We start from the raw sequence: 19,091 nt of genomic DNA, 5'->3' as shown, positions 1-19,091 counted from the left end.
CCCCGCTGACCGCACGGGCGGCATGACAGGGCGGGAAAATTGCGGCAAAACGGCAACGGCGGCGGCCCTGCTGGCGTATCAGCGGTTGCATCATCGGGCGGGGACCGGCATGTTCCCGCCACTGATTTTTCGCACACGCGATACACTAGACCATGCCGGACAAGGGAACCGGCCAGCCGGGCGTAGGGAGCTCTCCATCAAGTCATGATGTATTACAGTCGGCTCAGAATGGCTTCGGTCATTGGCGTATGTCTGATCGGGCTGGCGCTGTGCCTGCCCAATGTCATCCGCCAGCCCATGGCGTCCCTGCCATGGCGGCAGATCCATCTGGGTCTTGACCTGCGGGGCGGGTCCTACCTGCTGCTGCAGGTTGATATGAACAGTGTGACAGCCGACAGGCTGCGCGGACTGCAGGATGAAACACGCCAGACCCTGCTGAAGAATTCGCTGGGCTACCGCAATCTGACCACCAGCGCACATGGCGTGACATTCACGCCCCGCACACCGGAAGAAACGCAGCCCGACCTGAAGGTGCTGCGCGCCATGCCGATGAACGTGCCGGACGAATTCAGGGTAGAACAGGCCGAAGGCGGTCAGGTCACCATCACCCTGTCGGCCGAGGCCGCACGCCAGCGCGCCTATGATGCGGTGACCCAGTCGATCGAGATCGTACGCCGCCGTATTGATGCAACCGGCGCCATCGACCCCGAAATCACCCGTCAGGGCGATGACCGGATCATTGTCGAACTGCCCGGCATCAGTGACCCTGAACGGGTGAAAAACCTGCTGGGCACCACGGCGAAGATGACGTTCCATCTGGTCGCGGATTCCGCCATCGGGTCCGCCGTGCCGCCACCGGGCGTGGAAATGCTGCCCATGACCGACGGGCAGAGCAAGCTGCCGGTCTTCTCACACGTGGATGTGGATGGCGCGGATCTGACCAACGCCAGTGCCTCGATCGACCAGCAGAGCGGCGAATGGGCAGTGAACTTCACCTTCGATTCGACCGGGGCGCAGGAATTCGGGGAGGTAACGCGGGCCAATGTCGGCAAGCGCTTCGCCATCGTGCTGGATAACAAGGTGATCGAGGCCCCGGTCATCCGTACCGCCATTACCGGCGGCAGCGGGCAGATCACCGGTGGTTTCAGCGCGCAGCAGGCAACCGACATGGCGCTGCTGCTGCGTGCCGGCGCACTGCCCGCACCGCTGAACGTGATCGAACAGCGGTCCATCGGTCCGTCGCTCGGGGCTGATTCGATCCGGGCGGGCGGCTACAGCCTCGCCGCCGGTTTCGTGCTGGTGATCGCATTCATGGCGCTGTTCTATGGCCGGTTTGGCTGGTACGCGAACATTGCCCTGCTGGCCAACCTGGTGCTGATGACGGCCATCCTGTCACTGTTCGAGGCGACGCTGACCCTGCCGGGCATGGCGGGCATGCTGCTGACCCTGGGCATGGCGGTGGATGCGAACATCCTGATCAACGAACGCATCCGCGAGGAAGTGGCCCGTGGCCGCAGCGCGCTGCAGGCCATGCAGGCAGGCTTCGAACGCGCGACCGGCACGATCGTGGACAGTAATGCCACGGCCCTGCTGGCGCATGTGATGCTGTTCGTTTTCGGGACCGGGCCGGTCCGTGGCTTCGCGCTCACGATCACGATCGGTATCGTGACCACCCTTTTCACCACCCTTCTTCTATCCCGGATGCTGATGGTACGCTGGTATGCCCGCACACGTCCCAGCACCCTGCCGGTCTGAGGCGCGCCGAATGATGTTTGATCGTCCCCTTCTCCGGTTCGTGCCGCGTGGCACGAAAATCAACTTCATGCGCGGCCGCTTCATCGGGCTTGCGACATCGGCGGTGCTGTCAGTCGCCTCGCTGATCCTGTTCTTCCATCCCGGCCTGACGCTGGGGCTGGATTTCCGGGGCGGCATCGTGGTGGAAGCGCGCACGCAGGGACCAGCGGATTTCAACACCATCCGCGCGGCCCTGAGCGCCCAGCACGTGAATGCCGCGGGCGTGCAGTCCTTTGGCGGACCGGATGACGTGCTGATCCGCCTCGATACGCCACCGGACAGCGAACCCGACCATGAAGCGCGCACGCAGGCCATGGTCGATTCCGTGCGCCACGCCATCGGCACCCTACCCGGCGCACAGGTGCTGCGGGCTGATGCGGTCGGCGCTTCGGTGTCAAAGGAACTGTTTCGTAACGGCATGCTGGCGCTGGGCATCAGCCTGCTCATGATCCTGGCCTATATCTGGTTCCGCTTTGAATGGGAGTTCGCGATCAGCGCGGTGGTGACGCTGGTGCTGGACCTGACCAAGGCCATTGGCTTTCTGGTCATCACGCATTTCGAATTCGATCTGGTGATGGTGGCCGCCATTCTGACCATCCTTGGCTATTCCACCAATGACAAGGTGGTGGTCTATGACCGCGTGCGTGAAAACCTGCGCAAGTACCGGACCATGCCGCTGGCGGAACTGATTGACCTGTCGATCAACGAAACACTCAGCCGTACTCTGGGCACGTCATCGACCGTGTTTCTTGCAGCCCTGCCGCTGGCGCTGTTTGGCGGGGCCAGCCTGTCAGGATTTGCCTGGGTAATGCTGTTCGGGATCGTGGTGGGCACGTCGTCCTCCATCTTTATCGCGGCACCGCTGCTGCTGCTGATGGGGGAAAAGCGCCTGCGTCGCGACGCAAGGCCAGCCGCGCGCAACTGACATCGGGCATGGAGCACCCGCGCGACGGATACGTGCGGGACCAGCCCTGACATAAAGACGTTTTTCGGTGAAGCTTTTCCAAAAATGCTTCAGGAAGGTGACGCCTTAAAAAATGCGGCACCCAGAACTTTAATTTATCAATATTCTTACTTATGGGCGGATGTGGCCGGTTGCGGCGGCATCCGCCCTTTTGCATCAGGACTGGCGGGACCGTTCGGCAGGCAACTGACCGGCATCCTGCCGCCCAGCGTGGACGGGTCGGGCTGGTTGGTGCACGCCACCATCAGTTCCACCGCCTGCCGCCCATTACGGCGCGCCTTGCGCGATGGCCTGGTCAGGGCAGCGAGGATCATGCTCTTGCCGTATTTGAGCGAGGTCGCCATGTCGTACACCTGCTGTCCTGACAGCCCGCCATCCTGCAGACGGCTGACCATGCCCCCTTCGGCCATGAAATAGGATGTAATCAGCAGGTAATCCTGTGCCGGGGCCGACAGGCGGGACATGTCCGCCCGCGGGGCTGCATGGCACCCCGCCAGCAGGAACACTGCCGACAGGACCAGCCGCCGCCCGCGCACATATCGTGTAATATCAATCATAAGCCAGCCACCTTCGCCATACCGGGGGATATTGGGCAGTCCTGCCCCCCGGCACAAGGGCGGTCATGGGCACGCCCAAAAAAACGGGCACCCGTCCGGGTGCCCGTCCTGCAGTCCAGAAACCAGTATGTGGGATCAGGCCTTGGGCGCGGTCGTGGCCGCCTTCTGGGCCGCTTCCGTCTTCAGCACGTCGAGGATGTCCTGCAGCAGCACTTCATTGCGCGGCGGTGCAGGCGGGGTCGCGGGCTTTTCAGCTTCCTTCTTTACCGTCAGGCGGTTGATGGCCTTCACCACCCAGAAAATCACGAAACCGATGATGACAAACTGGATCACCGCGTTCAGGAACAGGCCGATATTGATCGTGACCGCACCGGCCTTCTGTGCATCGGCCAGTGTCGCCATGTGCGGGCCACGCAGGGTGATGAACAGGTTGGTAAAGTCGATACCACCGATCAGCAGGCCCAGTACCGGCGTGAACACATCCTTCACCAGGCTGTTCACGATGGCGGTGAACGCAGCGCCCACGATTACACCGACCGCAAGGTCAACCACATTGCCGCGCATGAGAAATGAGCGGAATTCCCCCAGCCAACCGGGTACATGAAGATCCTTGACGTGCAGTTCGGGCACGTGATCCGGCAGTTTCGCCATGAATGCCAATCCTTATTTGATGGAATACGTCCTAGCTCTAGCAACATCCTGACATCATGACGACTATATATTATCGTATTGCTTTTCCATTCCGCCAACATGATGCAAGCGGGTAACACCGGGGGACGAAGCAGGCAGGACGGGCTTTTCTTGCCATCGGGTGTTGATCTTGCCGGCACTTGTCGTCTATACGCCTGCCGATACAACGCCCCCGGTCGGCATCGGTGGGCCCAGCGCGAAAGTGTTTGAAATGAAATCCGGCATCCACCCCGACTACCACGAAATCAATGTCATCATGACCGATGGCACCGAATACACGACCCGTTCGTGCTACGGTAAGGCTGGCGATACGCTGCGCCTGGACATCGATCCGAAGTCCCACCCGGCGTGGACCGGCGTGCAGCGCATGATGGACACCGGGGGCCAGGTCGCCAAATTCAACAAGAAGTTCGGCGCACTGGGCCAGCGCAAGAAGGGCTGATTGCCCCTTCCTCCCGATCAGGTCTGAAGTCTGTGGCAATGCCCGGTCCCTTGAACAGGGGGCCGGGCATTCCCATGTCTGGGATGTGCCGGACGCCCGTGGCGGGTCCGTGCGCATCACCCAAAATCGCGGTTCGCCCGATCGGGGAACCGCATGACAGCAGACCTTGCTTCATGGAGGTTTCACATGGCTTATGATTTCGCACCGCTGTTCCGCAGCGCCATAGGATTTGACCGTCTGGCCCAGCTTGTCGATACGGCGGCACAGAACCCGGTCGGTTCGTCCTATCCCCCCTATAACATCGAAAAACTGTCCGACGCGCAGTATACGCTGACAATGGCGGTCGCGGGCTTTGGTCCCGATGACATTGAACTGACGGTACAGGACAATACCCTGATCGTGTCCGGCCGCGTCAGCGACACCACGCAGGGCAGCAGGGAAATACTCTATCGCGGCATCGCCACACGCGCGTTTGAACGCCGTTTCGTGCTGGCTGACCATGTCGTGGTGGAAAAGGCCGACCTGACCAACGGCCTGCTGCGCATTGCAGTGCGCCAGATCGTGCCCGAGGCGCTGAAGCCGCGCCGCATTCCCATTTCCTCCGGTCAGGCCGTGGCGGACGACAACGTCCCACCGGTCGAAGCCGCAACCGACGGGGTGGCCGGGGCGATCGCGGCAGATGCCACCGCGACCTCACAGCGTGCAAGCTGTGCCGCATAAAAGGGCGATCATAGCGTATTTGCTGCGGGGGCAGGCCATGGGCCTGCCCCTGTTTTTATTGATGGGAAACATCCGGGGCGGGTGGATTGAAGTCTTGACCTTTGCCACCCGCAACCGTCATATCACTTCCACGAGTGTTTTCTGTTTCTGGCGCGCCAGCAGGTACGCACGGTTCCCGTTTTGTCAGGGGGCTGTTTCAAACACCATTTCAGGTGCCTGCGTGTGGCGCCACACGCTGTAGGACCTGAGAATGACTGCCCTGCCCTTAATGCCCAAGGCAACCGCCGTGTGGCTTATTGAAAAGACGGCGCTGACCTTTACCCAGATTGCCGCATATTGTGGAATGCATCCCCTTGAAGTCCAGGCCATCGCGGACGGGGAAGTGGCACAGGGAATCCGGGGCTATGACCCGATTGCCCACCACCAGCTGACACAGGCGGAAATTACGCGTTGCGAAAAGGACCCCGAAGAACGCCTCAAGGGACTTCCGCCCGCAAACCCGATCAACCGTCGGTCCAAGGGCGCGCGCTATACTCCGGTGGCCAAGCGTAATGACCGTCCGGACGCGATCGCCTTCATTCTGCGCAATTTCCCGCAGCTGTCGGAACAGCAGACCAGCAAGCTGCTGGGCACCACCAAGGACACCATTGAGAAAGTGCGTACCAAGCAGCACTGGAACAGCGCCAACATCAAGCCACGTGACCCGGTGACGCTGGGCCTGTGCAGCCAGACGGATCTGAACGCCATGGTGGCCGCCGCCAATGAACGGCTGGCACGCGAAGGCCAGGCCGTACCGCCGCCGCTGGAACTTGATGACGACAGCGAACACGGCATCTGACACACATCCCGCCGCCCGGCATGCCGGGCGGCGGGGATGGGATCAGCCCAGCCGGGCCAGGCGCTCGATCTCCTCCTTCACACGAAGTTTCTCAAGCTTGAGCCGCCGCAGCGCGCCCTCATCGGGCATGGGCCTGCGGTCTTCATCGAAAATACGGGCATCAAGCCGCGCATGACGGGTTTTAAGGCTGTTGATACGTGCTTCGTACGACATGGAATCCTCCAGCGTCTTTACTGCAACCCGATCAGGCTAGACCAGACGATGCTGCAATTTCCATGCTAAAATTGCAGCACCTGGGGATCGTGTCCGGCATTTCGCCTTTTGCGGCGGATATGCTTAGGATACGACATGTCCACTTAACAGATGAGCCGCCATGCTGACAGATCGGGACACCCTTCTTCGCAAGCTGCACGAACTGCGCAGCGAACATCGCGACCTTGATACGGTCATAAGCCGCATGGCCCAGCAGGTGACGGACCAGTTGCAGCTCCAGCGCCTGAAAAAGCGCAAGCTGCTGCTGAAGGACGAAATCACGTGGCTGGAAAGCCGCATGATCCCCGACAGTATCGCCTGATTCCCTGACGAGAGTATTTCAATCGTGAGCCTTTCCCCCCTTCCGTCCTCCGGCACGAAATCCCCGCGCGTGGGGCTGATCATGGGCAGCCAGTCCGACTGGGAAACCATGCGCCATGCCACCGCCGTACTGGAAACACTGGATATCGCGCATGAAGTGCGCATCGTCTCCGCCCACCGCACGCCCGACCGGCTGGCGGAATATGCAAAATCGGCGCAGGGACGTGGCCTGTCGGTCATTATCGCGGGTGCCGGGGGGGCCGCACACCTGCCGGGCATGTGTGCTGCGTGGACGGCGTTGCCGGTGCTGGGCGTTCCCGTCGAATCACATGCGCTGAAGGGGATGGACAGCCTGCTGTCCATCGTGCAGATGCCCGGCGGCATTCCCGTGGGCACGCTGGCAATTGGCAAGGCGGGGGCGACCAACGCGGCGCTGATGGCAGCGTCCATCCTTGCCCTGTCCGACCCGGCCCTTGGCGCACGACTGGCGACATGGCGGGCGAAACAGACGGAAGCCGTGGCGCAGGAACCGGTGCAATGACGCAGCTTGCCCCCGGTTCGGTCCTGGGCATCGTTGGCGGTGGGCAGCTTGGCCGCATGTCTGCCATTGCTGCCGCCCGCCTTGGCTACCGCGCCCATATCCTGACGACCGAATCTGACGGGCCAGCCGCACAGGTGGCGCATGCCATCACCCTTGGCCGGTATGACGACCATGACGCCCTGCGCCGCTTTGCCGACGCGGTGGATGTCATCACATTTGAATTCGAGAATATCAGCGCCGACGGGCTGGACCTGCTGTCCAGCATCCGTCCGGTGCACCCCGCCGGTCATATCCTGCGCACGAGCCAGGACCGTATCGCCGAAAAGACCTTCATGGCGGAAAACGATATTCCGGTGGCCCCGTGGCGGGGCGTGCATGCCCGCGCCGACCTGGACCAGGCGGCGGAAGCGCTGGGCTACCCCTTCATCCTCAAGACCACGCGCCTTGGCTATGACGGCAAGGGGCAGGCCCGCATCCATGATGCGTCGGAACTGGACGCCGCATTCGACAGCCTGCGCCCCCACCCGCTGGTGGCCGAGGGCATGGTCCAGTTCGCCTGTGAAGTCAGCGTAATGGTCGCCCGTAATACGTGCGGGGATATCGTGACCTTTGACGTGACGGAAAACCGCCATCGCAACGGCATTCTGGACATAAGCCTTGCCCCGGCCCGAATCGCGCCCGACCTTGCGGCACGGGCGCGGGATCTTGCACGCCGCATTGCCACGGCGCTGGATCTGACTGGCCTGCTGGGGGTCGAGATGTTCGTGGACCGTGACGGCAGCCTGCGCGTGAACGAAATTGCGCCCCGGCCCCATAATTCGGGCCACTGGACCATGAATGCCTGTCCCGTGGACCAGTTCGAGATGCATGTCCGCGCCGTGACCGGCCTGAAGCTGCCATCCGCCAGCCGCCACAGTGACGCCGTCATGAAAAACCTGATCGGTCCCGATGACATGGCCCTGTGGCCTGAAATCGTGGCGGCACCCGGCCTGCTGGCGCACCATTACGGCAAGGCGGCAGCCCGCCCCGGGCGCAAGATGGGGCATGTGAACGTGCTGTTCCCAAAGGGCGCGTTGCCCGGTGAATTTGGGGTGGAAGCAGCCCTCGGCCCGCTGGCGCGTCCGTTGGATGATGCGTAACTAGACCAGCAGACCCGCTTCGCGGAAGCTGTGGGTGCAGCCATTGCCCACGATGATGTGATCATGCACCGTGACCTGCATGATCCTGCCGATCTGGGCGATACGCAGGGTCATTTCGATATCGGCAGGCGAGGGTTCCGGCTGGCCGGCAGGGTGATTATGCGCCAGCACCAGACGTTCTGCCCCCAGCGCCAGCGCACGACGCATGATTTCGCGCGGATAAACCGGGGAATGGTTGACCGTGCCGGTGCCCATCAGTTCATCGGCCAGAAGGTGGAACTGTTCATCAAGGAACAGCACGCGGAACTGTTCGATCACTTCATGGCCCATGCAGGCCTGCAGGTAGGCCACCAGCCCCGCATGCCCCGCCAGTATGTCCGTGCGCCGCACGCGGGCGCGGTGCAGGCGCAGCGCCGCCTCCCGCACCACCGCCAGCAGGGGCGGCAGGACGGTTTCACGTCCCGTTACTTCATCCAGTCCCCCCACATGCGCCGACAGCGCCATGCCTGCCGAGCCAAATCGGGCAAGGAAACTGGCCGCCAGCCGGTCTGGCGCGGGATGGGATGGATCAAGCGTGCGGATCAGGCGCTGCAGGAAAGCATGGTCATCCGCCCGGCTGACGCCGCCACCAAGGGGAATCGTGACCGGTTCGGGCGATGTGTGATCGTGCAAACGGTGATTTCCCAACAATTTCAGGACAAATGCCGCCTCGATGGTGCATGATGCGGATCAAAATAAGGAGGTTATGAACCTGCATGCCGTTTCATGAAAACCATACCGTACTTTTTGACCTGGACGGAACCATCGTCCGTTCCCGCGATGGCATTGTGGAGTCCATTTACGCCGTACTGCGCGACCTTGGGCATGAGCCCGACATGTCGGTCGACCTGACATGGGTGGTCGGCCCCCCGCTGGAGGAACTGATCGCCCATATCCTTGCCCATTATGGCGATGACCGGGTGCAGGAGGCGATGGCGCTTTACCGCAAGCATTACGAATCGGAAGGCATGCACAAAAGCCCGGTTTTTGACCACATGCGCAACGTGATTGAAACCCTGTCGGCAGAAGGGGTGCGGCTGTTTGTCGCGACATCCAAGCCACGCCACCTTGCGCGCAAGATCCTGCACCTGCGCAACCTGGTGCAGTATTTCGATGGTCTGTCTGGCGCGCGCGCCGATGACAGCGGCGCGGAAAAGCCCGAACTGATCGCAGCCGTGCTGCGTGAACATGACATCCGGCGTGAAGACGCGCTGATGATCGGTGACCGGCGCTTTGACATAAGCGGTGCGCATGCCAACCACGTCCGCGCCCTTGGCGTGCTGTGGGGATATGGCACGCGGGAAGAACTGACGCAGGCTGGCGCCGATGCGCTGGTCAGCCAGCCATCCGAACTGCTGGACGCCATCCGCCAGCAGTTTGCCGCGGCCGAAGCCCATCCGCACGCCTGATCGCGTCTATTCCGGCAACATCGCCCGCATGCTGACGCATGTTCCGCCGCCGCGCACCACGCAGTCGTGCATGACCAGCCCCAGCAGGCGGGCATGGGTATGCAGCATGCGGGCAAACCGCAGGTCGGCGGCACTTCCCCCGTCAGGCGGTGTCTGCTGCCCCATGTCCCTGACCGCGACAAGCGATACGGCATGCAGTTCCAGCGCGCGCGAGAGCACGGCGCGGCACATATCAGCCGGCGGGGCAGTGCCGACTGCTTCATCGGCCAGTACGTGCCGCACGGAATCAAGATGGAACAGCCGCCACCCGTCGGGATCATGCGCGGGCAGCCGGTCACAATAGGCCAGCACCGCCGCCATGTCCGCGAAAATCACCTGTCCGCGCAGGTCAGGATGGGCCAGACGCCGCGCAACCTGTGCCGGACAACCCAGCACCGCCACCCCGCGCGGTCCCAGCCCCGCCGCGCGCAAGGCAGCCGGGCTGGCGTCCAGCACGGCTTCAAGACTGCCAAAACCGGCTACAAGCGCCTTGGCCTGCGGCTTGGTATCGCGCCGTGGCACAGCCGCAAACAGAAGAACCTCCAGCAGTTCATAATCAGCCAGAGAATGCGCGCCCGCCGTGCGGATACGCCTGCGCATGCGCGCCCGGTGGCCACCTGGTCCCGTTCCCCTGCCCGTATTCATGCTGTCCTGTCCCCCACCGCATTTCCCCACATCATGATTGATAGCATTGGTTACCCGGCGACGGGATTGCTATAGAACATAATGTCATGGACAGCCTTATCCCCACCGGCCGCGTGCCGGATTACCTGAACCGCCTCAATCCCGAACAGCGGGCCGCGATTGAAACCACGGATGGCCCGCTGCTGGTGCTCGCCGGCGCGGGCACGGGCAAGACGCGGGTGCTGACCACGCGGTTCGCGCATATCCTGCTGTCGGGCCGCGCACGGCCCAACCAGATCCTTGCCGTAACCTTTACCAACAAGGCCGCGCGCGAAATGCGCGAACGTGTCAGCGCGCTGCTGGGTGAACCGGCGGAAGGGCTGTGGCTGGGCACGTTCCACGCCCTGTGCGCGCGCATGCTGCGCCGCCATGCGGAATATGTGGGACTTACCAGCAGTTTCACCATTCTTGATACCGATGACCAGCTGCGCCTGCTCAAACAGGTACTTGAACCCTACCGCATCGACACCAAGCGCTGGCCACCCCCGGCCATCATGGGCGTGATCCAACGGTGGAAGGACCGCGGGCTGGTGCCCGATGCCATCACGGCGGCCGAGGACACGGATTTCGCCAATGGGCGCTGTGCCGAGATCTATACGGATTACCAGTCCCGGCTGCGGCAGCTGAACGCGTGCGACTTTGGCGACCTCATGCTGCACATGACGGAAATCCTGCGCAAACACCCCGATGTACTGGCGCAGTATCACCGTTTCTTCCGCTACATCCTGGTGGACGAATATCAGGACACCAACACCATCCAGTACCTGTGGCTGCGGCTGCTGGCGCACCGGTCAGACCAGCCGTCGAACATCTGCTGCGTGGGAGATGATGACCAGTCGATCTATTCCTGGCGCGGGGCGGAAGTGGAAAACATCCTGCGCTTCGAACGTGACTTCCCCGGTGCGAAGGTCGTGCGGCTGGAACGCAATTACCGCTCCACCCGACAGATCCTGGCTGCCGCGTCGGGCCTGATCGCGCATAACGAGGAACGTCTGGGCAAGACCCTGCACCCCGGCCGCGAGGATGCGGAAGGCGAGAAGGTGCGCGTCATTTCCGTGCAGGATTCGGATGACGAAGCCCGCATGGTCGGCACCGAGATCGAACGCCTGCGCGCCGATGGCCACACGATGAGCGAAATCGCCATCCTTGTCCGCGCCGGTTTCCAGACCCGCGCGTTTGAAGAACGGCTGATTACCCTTGGATTACCCTATCGCGTGGTCGGCGGCCTGCGCTTTTACGAACGCGCCGAAATCCGCGATGCCATCGCCTATATGCGCGTGGTCAACCAGCCATCCGACGATCTTGCGTTTGAACGCATCATCAACGTGCCGCGCCGGGGCGTGGGCGCCACGGGCCTGCAGAAAATGCACATGCACGCCCGTGAACGCCAGATCCCGCTGACCGCTGCCGTGCTGGAAATGCTGGGCACGGGCGACATCAAGGGCCGGGCGAAGGAACAGCTTGCCGCCCTCATGCATACGCTGGGCACCACACGCGACATGCTGGGACGCGAAGGGCATGTCGTCGCCATCGACCACCTGCTGGAGGAGAGTGGGTATATCGACATGTGGAAAGCCGACAAATCCCCCGACGCGCCCGGACGGCTGGAAAACCTGAAGGAACTGGTGCGCTCGCTGGCGGATTATGAAAACCTTGGCGGCTTTCTTGAACACGTCGCCCTCGTCATGGATACCGAGGACAGGGCGGGTGAAGACAGCATGAGCATCATGACGCTGCATGGCGCCAAAGGGCTGGAATTCGACACCGTGTTCCTGCCGGGGTGGGAGGAAGGTGTCTTCCCGTCCCAGCGCACGCTGGATGAAGGTGGGCTGAAGGGGCTGGAGGAAGAACGCCGCCTTGCCTATGTGGGCATTACGCGCGCGCGCAAGCTGGCGATTATCAGCCACGCCGCCAACCGCCGCATATACGGCAACTGGCAGTCCGCCATTCCCAGCCGCTTTGTCGAGGAACTCCCCGCCGAGCACACCGAGACACGCGGCGATACATCCAACAGCCGGCGCAGCTTCCTTGGCCGTCCTGCCGTGTTTGGCAGCACGCCTTTCCCGCTGGTGGCGTCCCGGCGGGTGCATGATGTCACACCTTCCACGTCCAAGGCTTCGGGCATGAAGGTGGGAGTGCGTGTATTCCACCAGAAATTCGGCTACGGCACGATTACCTCGGTCGAGGGAAACCGGCTGGAAGTCGCGTTTGAAAAAGCAGGCCCCAAGCGGGTGATCGATACATTTGTTGAGCAGGTATAGATGAGCCTTTCCCCCCGGCGTCACGCCACAGAACTGGAAACCATATCGGTCACGGTCCCGCCTGACGCGGTTGAAGCGTATGAATCCGCCCTGTCCACCGTCTGCACCACCATCGGCATTTTCGAAGTCGATGACAGCCAGACCCTGTGGCGCGTTGAAGGCGTCAAGGATACCGGCAGCGGGGAAGACGAACTGCGCGCTGCCCTGATCGTGGCGGCCCTGACCAGTGGCGTCGATGCCGAACTGGAACGCAGCCACACGGAATCCGAAGGCTGGCTGGCACGCACCTACGAATCCTTTCCCGAACAGCTTGCGGGCAGGCGCTTCGCCATCCGGGGCACGCATCTTGAACCCACCACCAGCCCACAGCGCATCACCATCACGCTGGATGCGGGCGTCGCCTTCGGGTCGGGGGAACATGGCTCGACCCGTGGCTGCCTGCGCGCGCTGGAAATGATCGCCTGTCGCAGGCCACGGCGTATCCTCGACCTTGGCTGCGGGTCGGGCATCCTGGCCATGGCGGCTGCATCCCTGCTGCACAAACGCGTGCTGGCGACCGATATCGACCCGTGGTCCGTGCGCGTGACCCGGCGCAACGCGGCCATGAACGGGCTGTCCAACCTGGTGGAATGCCATCTGGGCAATGGCTGGTCCACGCCCGCCATCCGCCACCATGCGCCCTATGACCTTGTATTCGCCAATATCCTTGCCCGCCCGCTGTGCAGCATGGCGGCCGATCTTACGCGCAACCTGCTCCCCGGTGGCACCGCCATCCTTGCGGGGCTGCTGAATACACAGGTGCGCATGGTACTGGCAACCCACCGCCGCCACGGACTTGTGCTGGAACGCCATCTGCGTGAAGGGGACTGGGGCACGCTCATCCTGCGCAAACCCAATGGCTGATACTGCGCGCCTGCTGATCCGTGATGCGACGGATGCGGATATTCCCGCCATTGTCGAAATCGTCAATCACGCCATCCGCAACAGCACATCCATGTGGGAAACCCACGAAACCACCATCGCCGCCCGGCTGGAATGGCTGCATACCAGTCAGGCCAGCGGGTTTCCCGTGTTGGTGGCCGAAACGGATGACGGCCACGTGGCGGGTTACAGCAGCTGGAAAACCTTCCGACCCTTTTCTGGCTACCGGCATACGGTCGAGCATTCGCTGTACATCGCCCCGGCGTACAAGCGCCGCGGCATTGGCAGCGCCCTGCTGCAGGCATTATGCGACCGGGCGAAGGAGGCGGAGGTGCATGTCATGATCGCAGGCATTACCTCCACCAACATCGCGTCACGCAGGCTGCATGAACGCTTTGGTTTCCAGCATGGTGGCCTGCTGCCCGAATGCGGCACGAAATACGGGCGGTGGATGGACCTTCTGTTCCTGTACCGCATCATGTCCGTTTCCTGATCCCCCACCCAAAAGGATATGCCCATGCCCCCAGCCCCAAACCGCCCCGACGCACTGCGCGCCGTGCTGAAGCAGATGGGCGTTGACGGATTTATCCTGCCCCGTGGGGATGAACACCTGGGCGAATATGTCGCCCCCTGCGCCGAACGTCTGGCGTGGCTTACCGGCTTTACCGGCAGCGCGGGAATGGCGGCGGTGCTGCCAGACGTGGCCGCCGTCTTTTCCGACGGCCGCTACATCACCCAGATGGACCAGCAGGTGGACGGCTGTGCATGGGAACGGCTGCATATCAGCAGGGTCCCGCCCGCCACATGGCTGGCGCGGCATGGCGCAACCTGCCGGATTGGCTATGACCCGCGCCTGATAAGCGAAAGCGCACTGCGTCCGTTCAGTGATGCGGGGCTGGCGCTTGTCGCCCTGCCCGCCAACCCGGTTGACCGGATCTGGACCGACCGCCCTGCCCCGCCCTGCACGCCCTGTGTCCCGCAGCCCGAGGAATGGGCCGGGCAGTCCAGCCGGGACAAGCGCGCGACCATGGCGTGCGCCCTGCGCGACGCGGGTGAGGCGGCGCTGGTGCTGAGTGACCCGGCATCAATCGCATGGCTGCTGAACATCCGTGGCCGCGACGTGCCGTACACGCCGCTCAGCCTGTCCTTCGCCATCGTGCATGATACCGGGCACGTTACATTACTGATCGACCCGGCCAAGGTCTCCGGCACGACGCGGCAGTGGCTGGGAGATGACGTTACGATTGCGCCGCCTGCCGCGCTGGAAGATACCCTGCGCGTCCTGTCTGGCGCGCGCGTGCAGGTGGACCCGGCCAGCAACGCCGTATGGTTCATCCAGACGCTGGAGGATGCAGGGGCCACGGTCGTTCGCAAGGGCGATCCATGCCTGTTGCCCAAGGCGATCAAGAATGAAACCGAACAGGAAGGCAGTCGCCGCGCCCACCTGCTGGACGGAATTGCCATCTGCCGTTTCCTGCACTGGCTGGATGAAAACGCCTTGATTACGGCGGAACTGGCAGCGGCGGAACAACTGGACCGCTTCCGCGCCGCCTGTCCTGACTACCGGGAGGAAAGTTTTCCCGCCATTTCCGGTTCCGGCCCCAACGGCGCGATCATCCATTACCGCGTAACACCCGAAACCGACCGCAGGCTACAGCCGAACGAGGTCTACCTGATCGACAGCGGCGGGCAGTATCCCTTTGGCACGACCGATATCACCCGCACGGTCTGGACCGGGCCTGACGCACCGGGGACCGACGTGCGTGATGCCTTCACCCGCGTGCTGCGCGGGCATATCGCGCTGGCCCGCGCGCATTTTCCGCATGGTGTGACCGGCCATGCGCTGGATGCCCTCGCCCGGCATGCGCTATGGGAGGGCGGGCTGGATTATGACCATGGCACCGGGCACGGAATTGGCAGTTATCTGTCGGTGCATGAAGGACCAGCCACCATTTCCCCCGTTTTCCGCCCCGTAAAGCTGCACGCGGGCATGATCCTGTCGAATGAGCCGGGCTATTACCGCCCCGGTGCGTTCGGCATTCGCCTGGAAAACCTGCATCTGGTCCAGCCGTCCCCCACCGCTGAGGCGGGACGCAGTTTTCTGGAATTCGAGATCCTGACCCTGGCCCCGTTCGACCGGCGGCTGATTGATGTGGCCAGCCTTCAGGAAAATGAAATTGCCTGGCTGGATGCCTATCATGCACGGGTTTTTGAAAGGGTCGCCCCACATCTGGGAAGTCAGGAACGCACATGGCTTGGCGTTGCATGCGCGCCGCTGAACGCCGGATAATGTGACTGCAAAACCACGACCATGACCCGGTGGCCCGATTGTCACACGGGGCGTGGGGGCCTAGGACTTTTAACCAGTTCCGACGGGGCACCCGGCAACGAACCGGGTCCGCCAAGCCGGTGCGCATGCTGAAACGCTTTTCAGTAGCAAGCACAAAGGGAGACGTTCGAGAATGTCTACAGAAAAAACAATTCCCGCCACCCTGATTCCGGGTGACGGAATCGGGCCTGAAATCGTCCAGTCCGTGACCGAGATCCTGGATACGGTCGGTGCCCCTTTCAAATGGGAAAAGGCTCTTGGCGGTGTCGCGGCTCTTGACGCCACCGGCAGCCCGCTGCCCAAGGAAACGATCGAAAGCATCCGCCGCACCGGCCTTGCGCTGAAAGGCCCGCTGACAACCCCGGTCGGTGGTGGCTTCAAGTCCATCAACGTGACACTGCGTCAGGAGTTCGGCCTGTTCGCAAATGTCCGTCCCACCAAGACGATCGTGCCCGGTGGCCGTTTCGAGAACATCAACCTCGTCATCTTCCGCGAAAACCTCGAAGGGTATTACGCGGCGATGGAAAACTACATTCCCTACGGTGATGACCCGCACGCCATCGCCACCAGCGCAGGCTACACCACGCGCAGGGAATGCAACCGCATCGTCCGTTACGCCTTTGAATACGCGGTCAAGAACAACCGTAAGCGCGTGACCCTGGTGCACAAGGCCAACATCCTGAAGCTGCTGACGGGCCTGTTCCTTGAAGAAGGCCGCAAGGTCGCCAAGGAATACGAAGGCCGCGTGGAAGTGAACGAGCGCATTGTCGACGCCTGCGCCATGCAGCTTGTGACCGATCCGTGGCAGTATGACTGCATCGTCACCACCAACCTGTTCGGTGACATCCTGTCCGACCTGACCGCCGGTCTGGTTGGCGGCCTTGGTCTGGCGCCGGGTGCGAACATTGGCGAAAAGGCCGCCGTGTTCGAAGCCGTTCATGGTTCCGCACCCGATATCGCGGGCCAGAACAAGGCCAACCCGACCTCGCTGCTGCTGGCTGCCAACATGATGCTGGCACATGTGGGCCGTCAGGATCTGGCCACCCGCATCGACAAGGCCATCGAGAAAGTCATCACTTCGGGCGCCGTACGCACGGGCGACCTTGGTGGCAAGGCCACCACGACCGAACTGACCGCCGCCCTGAAGCAGGCGCTGGTCTGATACGGTTTTTCCCCGCGGCGGCCAGCCTGTCGCGGGATACGAACAAGGGCCGTGGCAGGATATGCCACGGCCCTTGTTGTTCAAGGCATTCCTGGTGAAGCTTTTTTCAAAAAGCTTCACCAGGAAACACCGCCGGTTTGAAAAAAGGCGGCGCCAGAAAAATTTCTATTTCAAAATAATTCCTTAACCCGCTCAGCTACCGCGATAGGTCGAAAACCCATAGGGCGAAACCAGAAGCGGCACATGATAATGCCCCCCCTTTTCCCCCGGTGCCACCTGCGCCATGCCAAAGACGATGGGCACGACATCAAGGAATGGCGGGTCCGACAGGCTGACATCACGGCTGCGGAAATAATCCGCCACGGTGAATTCCAGCCGGTAGGTACCAGCTTTCATGTCCCCCGTCTGCTGGCCCAGTTCCGGGCAGCGGCCATCCGCATTGGTTACGCCACGGAACAGGCAGTCCTGACCCGTCCACAGGCTGATCGCCATGCCTGCGGCGGGCCTGCCTGATACAAGGTCAAGAACGTGGGTGGAAAGGGTGCTCATGGTTCCTGCTCCAGCCGCGCCAGCACATCCGCCAGACGCAGGGCGGCAATCTTGTTGATTTCATGCAGGGCAGCCTGCTGTTCGGCTTCGGGCGTGTTTTCCAGACGGCTACGCATTCCGTTCAGGATGCCGTCCTTGTCCGATCGCCGCACGCAGATAATGAACGGAATGCCGAATTTGGTGGCATAAGCGTCATTCAGCGCGCGGAAGGTGGCGAATTCATCCGGCGTCAGACGGTCCAGCCCGGCGGAGGCCTGCTCGGCCGCCGAAGCCGATGTCAGCGTCGGGTCCACCCCCATGCGCTGCGCCAGTTCGGGGTGGGCGTGGATCAGCGCCATTTTTTCCGCACTGGTTGCCCGATCCAGTTCATGGCGCATGGCAGCCAGCATCGCCTCCATGTCAGCGAAGGGACGATGGGCATATGCGCGCTGGGCGATCCAGGGGGAATGTTCGTATATCGGGCCAAACAGCTCCACAAACCTGACGGTGGAGGCGCGATTGACCCGGTCCATCACGTCTGTCATGCCGGATGCACCGCCAGCCAGTGCCGGGCGATATCCAGCCGGGTCGCGACCCAGACCTTTTCCCGCGTGGCGATGTAATCAAGGAAACGCGCCACCGCACGCGCACGCCCCGGACGGCCCGCCACACGGCAGTGCAGGCCAACCGACATCATGCGCGGCCTGTCAGCCCCCTCCTCATACAGTTCATCGAAGGTGTCGCGCAGATAGTTGAAGAACTGCCCGCCTTCGGTAAAGCCGTTGATCGCCACAAAACGCATGTCATTCACATCCAGTGTATAGGGCACGATCAACTGGGCACGACCATGGCTGCGATCATAATACGGCAGGTCATCAGCATAGGAATCCGCGTCATAGACAAAGCCGCCTTCTTCCGCGATCAGCCGGGCGGTATTGGGGCTGGTCCGCCCCTGGTACCAGCCCAGAGGGCGTGATCCGGTCAGCTTTGTATGCAGCGCGATGCATTCCTGAATATGTGCGCGTTCCACTGCTTCAGGCACATGCTGGTAATCAATCCAGCGTAACCCGTGGGATGCGATTTCCCATCCTGCTTCCTTCATCGCCGCGACGGCGGCCGGGTTGCGCGCCATGGCCGCTGCCACACCAAACACCGTCAGCGGCTGCTGGCGTTGGGTAAAGATGCGGTGCAGCCGCCAGAACCCGGCACGAGAGCCGTATTCATACAGGCTTTCCATCGCGATCGCGCGCGCGCCAGGAATGGACTGCGCCCCGATCATTTCCGACAGGAAGGCTTCCGACCCGCGATCGCCATGCAGGACCGAATTCTCGGCCCCCTCCTCGTAATTGATGACGAACTGTACCGCGATCCGCGCGCCACCCGGCCATTGCGCATCTGGCGGATTGCCGCCATAGCCGACCAGATCGCGGGGATAGACACCTGTTCCAGACATTACGCCAT

General features: G+C 62.4%; 22 protein-coding genes. 14 read left to right on the top strand and 8 right to left on the bottom strand.

Annotation, left to right across the window (positions count from 1 at the left end; translation table 11 throughout):
* Positions 1–204 precede the first annotated feature (204 nt).
* Together secD and secF are read left to right on the top strand one after the other, a co-directional pair.
* Positions 205–1,755, top strand: coding sequence for a protein translocase subunit SecD (gene secD / locus MSKU9_RS15675; RefSeq protein ID WP_141262309.1), 1,551 nt, complete (start codon positions 205–207; stop codon positions 1,753–1,755).
* 13 nt (positions 1,756–1,768) lie between these two features.
* A complete protein-coding gene (gene secF / locus MSKU9_RS15670) occupies positions 1,769–2,719 on the top strand; it encodes a protein translocase subunit SecF (RefSeq protein ID WP_141262337.1) in 951 nt (316 codons plus the stop codon).
* 146 nt (positions 2,720–2,865) lie between these two features.
* Here the strand turns inward: secF and MSKU9_RS15665 are convergent, their stop codons facing one another.
* Positions 2,866–3,315, bottom strand: coding sequence for a hypothetical protein (locus tag MSKU9_RS15665; protein ID WP_141262308.1), 450 nt, complete (start codon positions 3,313–3,315; stop codon positions 2,866–2,868).
* A gap of 135 nt (positions 3,316–3,450) precedes the next feature.
* Positions 3,451–3,966, bottom strand: coding sequence for a large conductance mechanosensitive channel protein MscL (mscL, locus tag MSKU9_RS15660; RefSeq protein WP_141262307.1), 516 nt, complete (start codon positions 3,964–3,966; stop codon positions 3,451–3,453).
* A gap of 250 nt (positions 3,967–4,216) precedes the next feature.
* Here mscL and rpmE point away from each other — a divergent pair, with 250 nt between their 5' ends.
* The 3 genes from rpmE (at position 4,217) to MSKU9_RS15645 (ending at position 6,005) form a co-directional block, all read left to right on the top strand.
* Entirely contained in the window at positions 4,217–4,447 is a 231-nt protein-coding gene (rpmE, locus tag MSKU9_RS15655) for a 50S ribosomal protein L31 (RefSeq protein ID WP_010507580.1), read from the top strand.
* Positions 4,448–4,633: 186 nt separating this feature from the next.
* On the top strand, positions 4,634–5,167 hold the full coding sequence (locus MSKU9_RS15650; protein WP_141262306.1) for an Hsp20 family protein: 534 nt from the start codon (positions 4,634–4,636) through the stop codon (positions 5,165–5,167).
* Between the two features lie 250 nt (positions 5,168–5,417).
* A complete protein-coding gene (locus tag MSKU9_RS15645; protein ID WP_141262305.1) occupies positions 5,418–6,005 on the top strand; it encodes a DUF1013 domain-containing protein in 588 nt (195 codons plus the stop codon).
* A gap of 42 nt (positions 6,006–6,047) precedes the next feature.
* Here MSKU9_RS15645 and MSKU9_RS15640 read toward each other — a convergent pair whose 3' ends face one another.
* Complete coding sequence (locus tag MSKU9_RS15640) at positions 6,048–6,218, bottom strand: YdcH family protein (RefSeq protein ID WP_010507586.1); 171 nt, start codon at positions 6,216–6,218, stop codon at positions 6,048–6,050.
* Between the two features lie 160 nt (positions 6,219–6,378).
* Between MSKU9_RS15640 and MSKU9_RS15635 the strand changes: the two genes are divergently transcribed.
* From MSKU9_RS15635 to MSKU9_RS15625, 3 genes are read left to right on the top strand one after another with little or no spacing between them, the layout of a single operon-like run.
* Positions 6,379–6,579 carry a YdcH family protein gene (locus tag MSKU9_RS15635; RefSeq protein WP_010507587.1) on the top strand — a complete coding sequence of 67 codons (201 nt, stop codon included), beginning with the start codon at positions 6,379–6,381 and terminating at the stop codon, positions 6,577–6,579.
* Positions 6,580–6,603: 24 nt separating this feature from the next.
* Positions 6,604–7,119 carry a 5-(carboxyamino)imidazole ribonucleotide mutase gene (gene purE / locus MSKU9_RS15630; RefSeq protein ID WP_141262304.1) on the top strand — a complete coding sequence of 172 codons (516 nt, stop codon included), beginning with the start codon at positions 6,604–6,606 and terminating at the stop codon, positions 7,117–7,119.
* Positions 7,116–8,258 (top strand): 5-(carboxyamino)imidazole ribonucleotide synthase, encoded by a 1,143-nt coding sequence (locus MSKU9_RS15625; RefSeq protein WP_141262303.1) that lies wholly within the window; start codon positions 7,116–7,118, stop codon positions 8,256–8,258. Before purE ends, MSKU9_RS15625 begins: the two co-directional genes overlap by 4 nt.
* Here the strand turns inward: MSKU9_RS15625 and MSKU9_RS15620 are convergent, their stop codons facing one another.
* Entirely contained in the window at positions 8,259–8,930 is a 672-nt protein-coding gene (locus tag MSKU9_RS15620; RefSeq protein WP_141262302.1) for a JAB domain-containing protein, read from the bottom strand.
* Between the two features lie 83 nt (positions 8,931–9,013).
* Here MSKU9_RS15620 and MSKU9_RS15615 point away from each other — a divergent pair, with 83 nt between their 5' ends.
* Entirely contained in the window at positions 9,014–9,706 is a 693-nt protein-coding gene (locus tag MSKU9_RS15615; RefSeq protein WP_110556709.1) for an HAD hydrolase-like protein, read from the top strand.
* Between the two features lie 6 nt (positions 9,707–9,712).
* Here the strand turns inward: MSKU9_RS15615 and MSKU9_RS15610 are convergent, their stop codons facing one another.
* Positions 9,713–10,345, bottom strand: coding sequence for a JAB domain-containing protein (locus MSKU9_RS15610; protein ID WP_141262336.1), 633 nt, complete (start codon positions 10,343–10,345; stop codon positions 9,713–9,715).
* Between the two features lie 131 nt (positions 10,346–10,476).
* Between MSKU9_RS15610 and MSKU9_RS15605 the strand changes: the two genes are divergently transcribed.
* The 5 genes from MSKU9_RS15605 to MSKU9_RS15585 all read left to right on the top strand — a co-directional run bounded on the left by MSKU9_RS15605 (position 10,477) and on the right by MSKU9_RS15585 (position 17,102).
* The gene (locus tag MSKU9_RS15605; protein WP_141262301.1) at positions 10,477–12,690 is read left to right on the top strand and encodes an ATP-dependent helicase; all 2,214 of its coding nucleotides are present in this window, start codon (positions 10,477–10,479) and stop codon (positions 12,688–12,690) included.
* Positions 12,691–13,593: a 50S ribosomal protein L11 methyltransferase gene (locus tag MSKU9_RS15600; protein WP_141262300.1), complete on the top strand. Its 903-nt coding sequence runs from the start codon at positions 12,691–12,693 to the stop codon at positions 13,591–13,593.
* Entirely contained in the window at positions 13,586–14,104 is a 519-nt protein-coding gene (locus MSKU9_RS15595; RefSeq protein WP_141262299.1) for a GNAT family N-acetyltransferase, read from the top strand. Before MSKU9_RS15600 ends, MSKU9_RS15595 begins: the two co-directional genes overlap by 8 nt.
* A 24-nt stretch (positions 14,105–14,128) precedes the next feature.
* Positions 14,129–15,901 (top strand): aminopeptidase P family protein, encoded by a 1,773-nt coding sequence (locus tag MSKU9_RS15590; protein WP_193557717.1) that lies wholly within the window; start codon positions 14,129–14,131, stop codon positions 15,899–15,901.
* A gap of 172 nt (positions 15,902–16,073) precedes the next feature.
* On the top strand, positions 16,074–17,102 hold the full coding sequence (locus MSKU9_RS15585; RefSeq protein WP_141262297.1) for an isocitrate/isopropylmalate dehydrogenase family protein: 1,029 nt from the start codon (positions 16,074–16,076) through the stop codon (positions 17,100–17,102).
* A gap of 192 nt (positions 17,103–17,294) precedes the next feature.
* Here MSKU9_RS15585 and uraH read toward each other — a convergent pair whose 3' ends face one another.
* The 3 genes from uraH to puuE are packed head-to-tail and all read right to left on the bottom strand — an operon-like array spanning position 17,295 to position 19,083.
* Positions 17,295–17,651, bottom strand: coding sequence for a hydroxyisourate hydrolase (gene uraH / locus MSKU9_RS15580; protein WP_141262296.1), 357 nt, complete (start codon positions 17,649–17,651; stop codon positions 17,295–17,297).
* On the bottom strand, positions 17,648–18,163 hold the full coding sequence (gene uraD / locus MSKU9_RS15575) for a 2-oxo-4-hydroxy-4-carboxy-5-ureidoimidazoline decarboxylase (protein ID WP_141262335.1): 516 nt from the start codon (positions 18,161–18,163) through the stop codon (positions 17,648–17,650). Before uraD ends, uraH begins: the two co-directional genes overlap by 4 nt.
* Positions 18,164–18,171: 8 nt before the next feature.
* On the bottom strand, positions 18,172–19,083 hold the full coding sequence (puuE, locus tag MSKU9_RS15570; RefSeq protein WP_141262295.1) for an allantoinase PuuE: 912 nt from the start codon (positions 19,081–19,083) through the stop codon (positions 18,172–18,174).
* Positions 19,084–19,091 lie beyond the last annotated feature (8 nt).

The sequence above is a fragment of the Komagataeibacter diospyri genome, assembly GCF_006538165.1.
Classification (GTDB): domain Bacteria; phylum Pseudomonadota; class Alphaproteobacteria; order Acetobacterales; family Acetobacteraceae; genus Komagataeibacter; species Komagataeibacter diospyri.
The sequence above is the reverse complement of the archived record's forward strand: the minus strand, read 5'-3'. Positions and strand labels throughout refer to the sequence as shown.

Excerpts from the sequence above, each read along its gene's own strand:
- secD (WP_141262309.1), top strand. The coding sequence starts at position 205 with ATGATGTATTACAGTCGGCTCAGAATGGCTTCGGTCATTGGCGTATGT.
- secF (WP_141262337.1), top strand. The coding sequence starts at position 1,769 with ATGTTTGATCGTCCCCTTCTCCGGTTCGTGCCGCGTGGCACGAAAATC.
- MSKU9_RS15665 (WP_141262308.1), bottom strand. The coding sequence starts at position 3,315 with ATGATTGATATTACACGATATGTGCGCGGGCGGCGGCTGGTCCTGTCG.
- mscL (WP_141262307.1), bottom strand. The coding sequence starts at position 3,966 with ATGGCGAAACTGCCGGATCACGTGCCCGAACTGCACGTCAAGGATCTT.
- rpmE (WP_010507580.1), top strand. The coding sequence starts at position 4,217 with ATGAAATCCGGCATCCACCCCGACTACCACGAAATCAATGTCATCATG.
- MSKU9_RS15650 (WP_141262306.1), top strand. The coding sequence starts at position 4,634 with ATGGCTTATGATTTCGCACCGCTGTTCCGCAGCGCCATAGGATTTGAC.
- MSKU9_RS15645 (WP_141262305.1), top strand. The coding sequence starts at position 5,418 with ATGACTGCCCTGCCCTTAATGCCCAAGGCAACCGCCGTGTGGCTTATT.
- MSKU9_RS15640 (WP_010507586.1), bottom strand. The coding sequence starts at position 6,218 with ATGTCGTACGAAGCACGTATCAACAGCCTTAAAACCCGTCATGCGCGG.
- MSKU9_RS15635 (WP_010507587.1), top strand. The coding sequence starts at position 6,379 with ATGCTGACAGATCGGGACACCCTTCTTCGCAAGCTGCACGAACTGCGC.
- MSKU9_RS15625 (WP_141262303.1), top strand. The coding sequence starts at position 7,116 with ATGACGCAGCTTGCCCCCGGTTCGGTCCTGGGCATCGTTGGCGGTGGG.
- MSKU9_RS15615 (WP_110556709.1), top strand. The coding sequence starts at position 9,014 with ATGCCGTTTCATGAAAACCATACCGTACTTTTTGACCTGGACGGAACC.
- MSKU9_RS15610 (WP_141262336.1), bottom strand. The coding sequence starts at position 10,345 with ATGCGCAGGCGTATCCGCACGGCGGGCGCGCATTCTCTGGCTGATTAT.
- MSKU9_RS15605 (WP_141262301.1), top strand. The coding sequence starts at position 10,477 with ATGGACAGCCTTATCCCCACCGGCCGCGTGCCGGATTACCTGAACCGC.
- MSKU9_RS15600 (WP_141262300.1), top strand. The coding sequence starts at position 12,691 with ATGAGCCTTTCCCCCCGGCGTCACGCCACAGAACTGGAAACCATATCG.
- MSKU9_RS15595 (WP_141262299.1), top strand. The coding sequence starts at position 13,586 with ATGGCTGATACTGCGCGCCTGCTGATCCGTGATGCGACGGATGCGGAT.
- MSKU9_RS15590 (WP_193557717.1), top strand. The coding sequence starts at position 14,129 with ATGCCCCCAGCCCCAAACCGCCCCGACGCACTGCGCGCCGTGCTGAAG.
- MSKU9_RS15585 (WP_141262297.1), top strand. The coding sequence starts at position 16,074 with ATGTCTACAGAAAAAACAATTCCCGCCACCCTGATTCCGGGTGACGGA.
- uraH (WP_141262296.1), bottom strand. The coding sequence starts at position 17,651 with ATGAGCACCCTTTCCACCCACGTTCTTGACCTTGTATCAGGCAGGCCC.
- uraD (WP_141262335.1), bottom strand. The coding sequence starts at position 18,163 with ATGGACCGGGTCAATCGCGCCTCCACCGTCAGGTTTGTGGAGCTGTTT.
- puuE (WP_141262295.1), bottom strand. The coding sequence starts at position 19,083 with ATGTCTGGAACAGGTGTCTATCCCCGCGATCTGGTCGGCTATGGCGGC.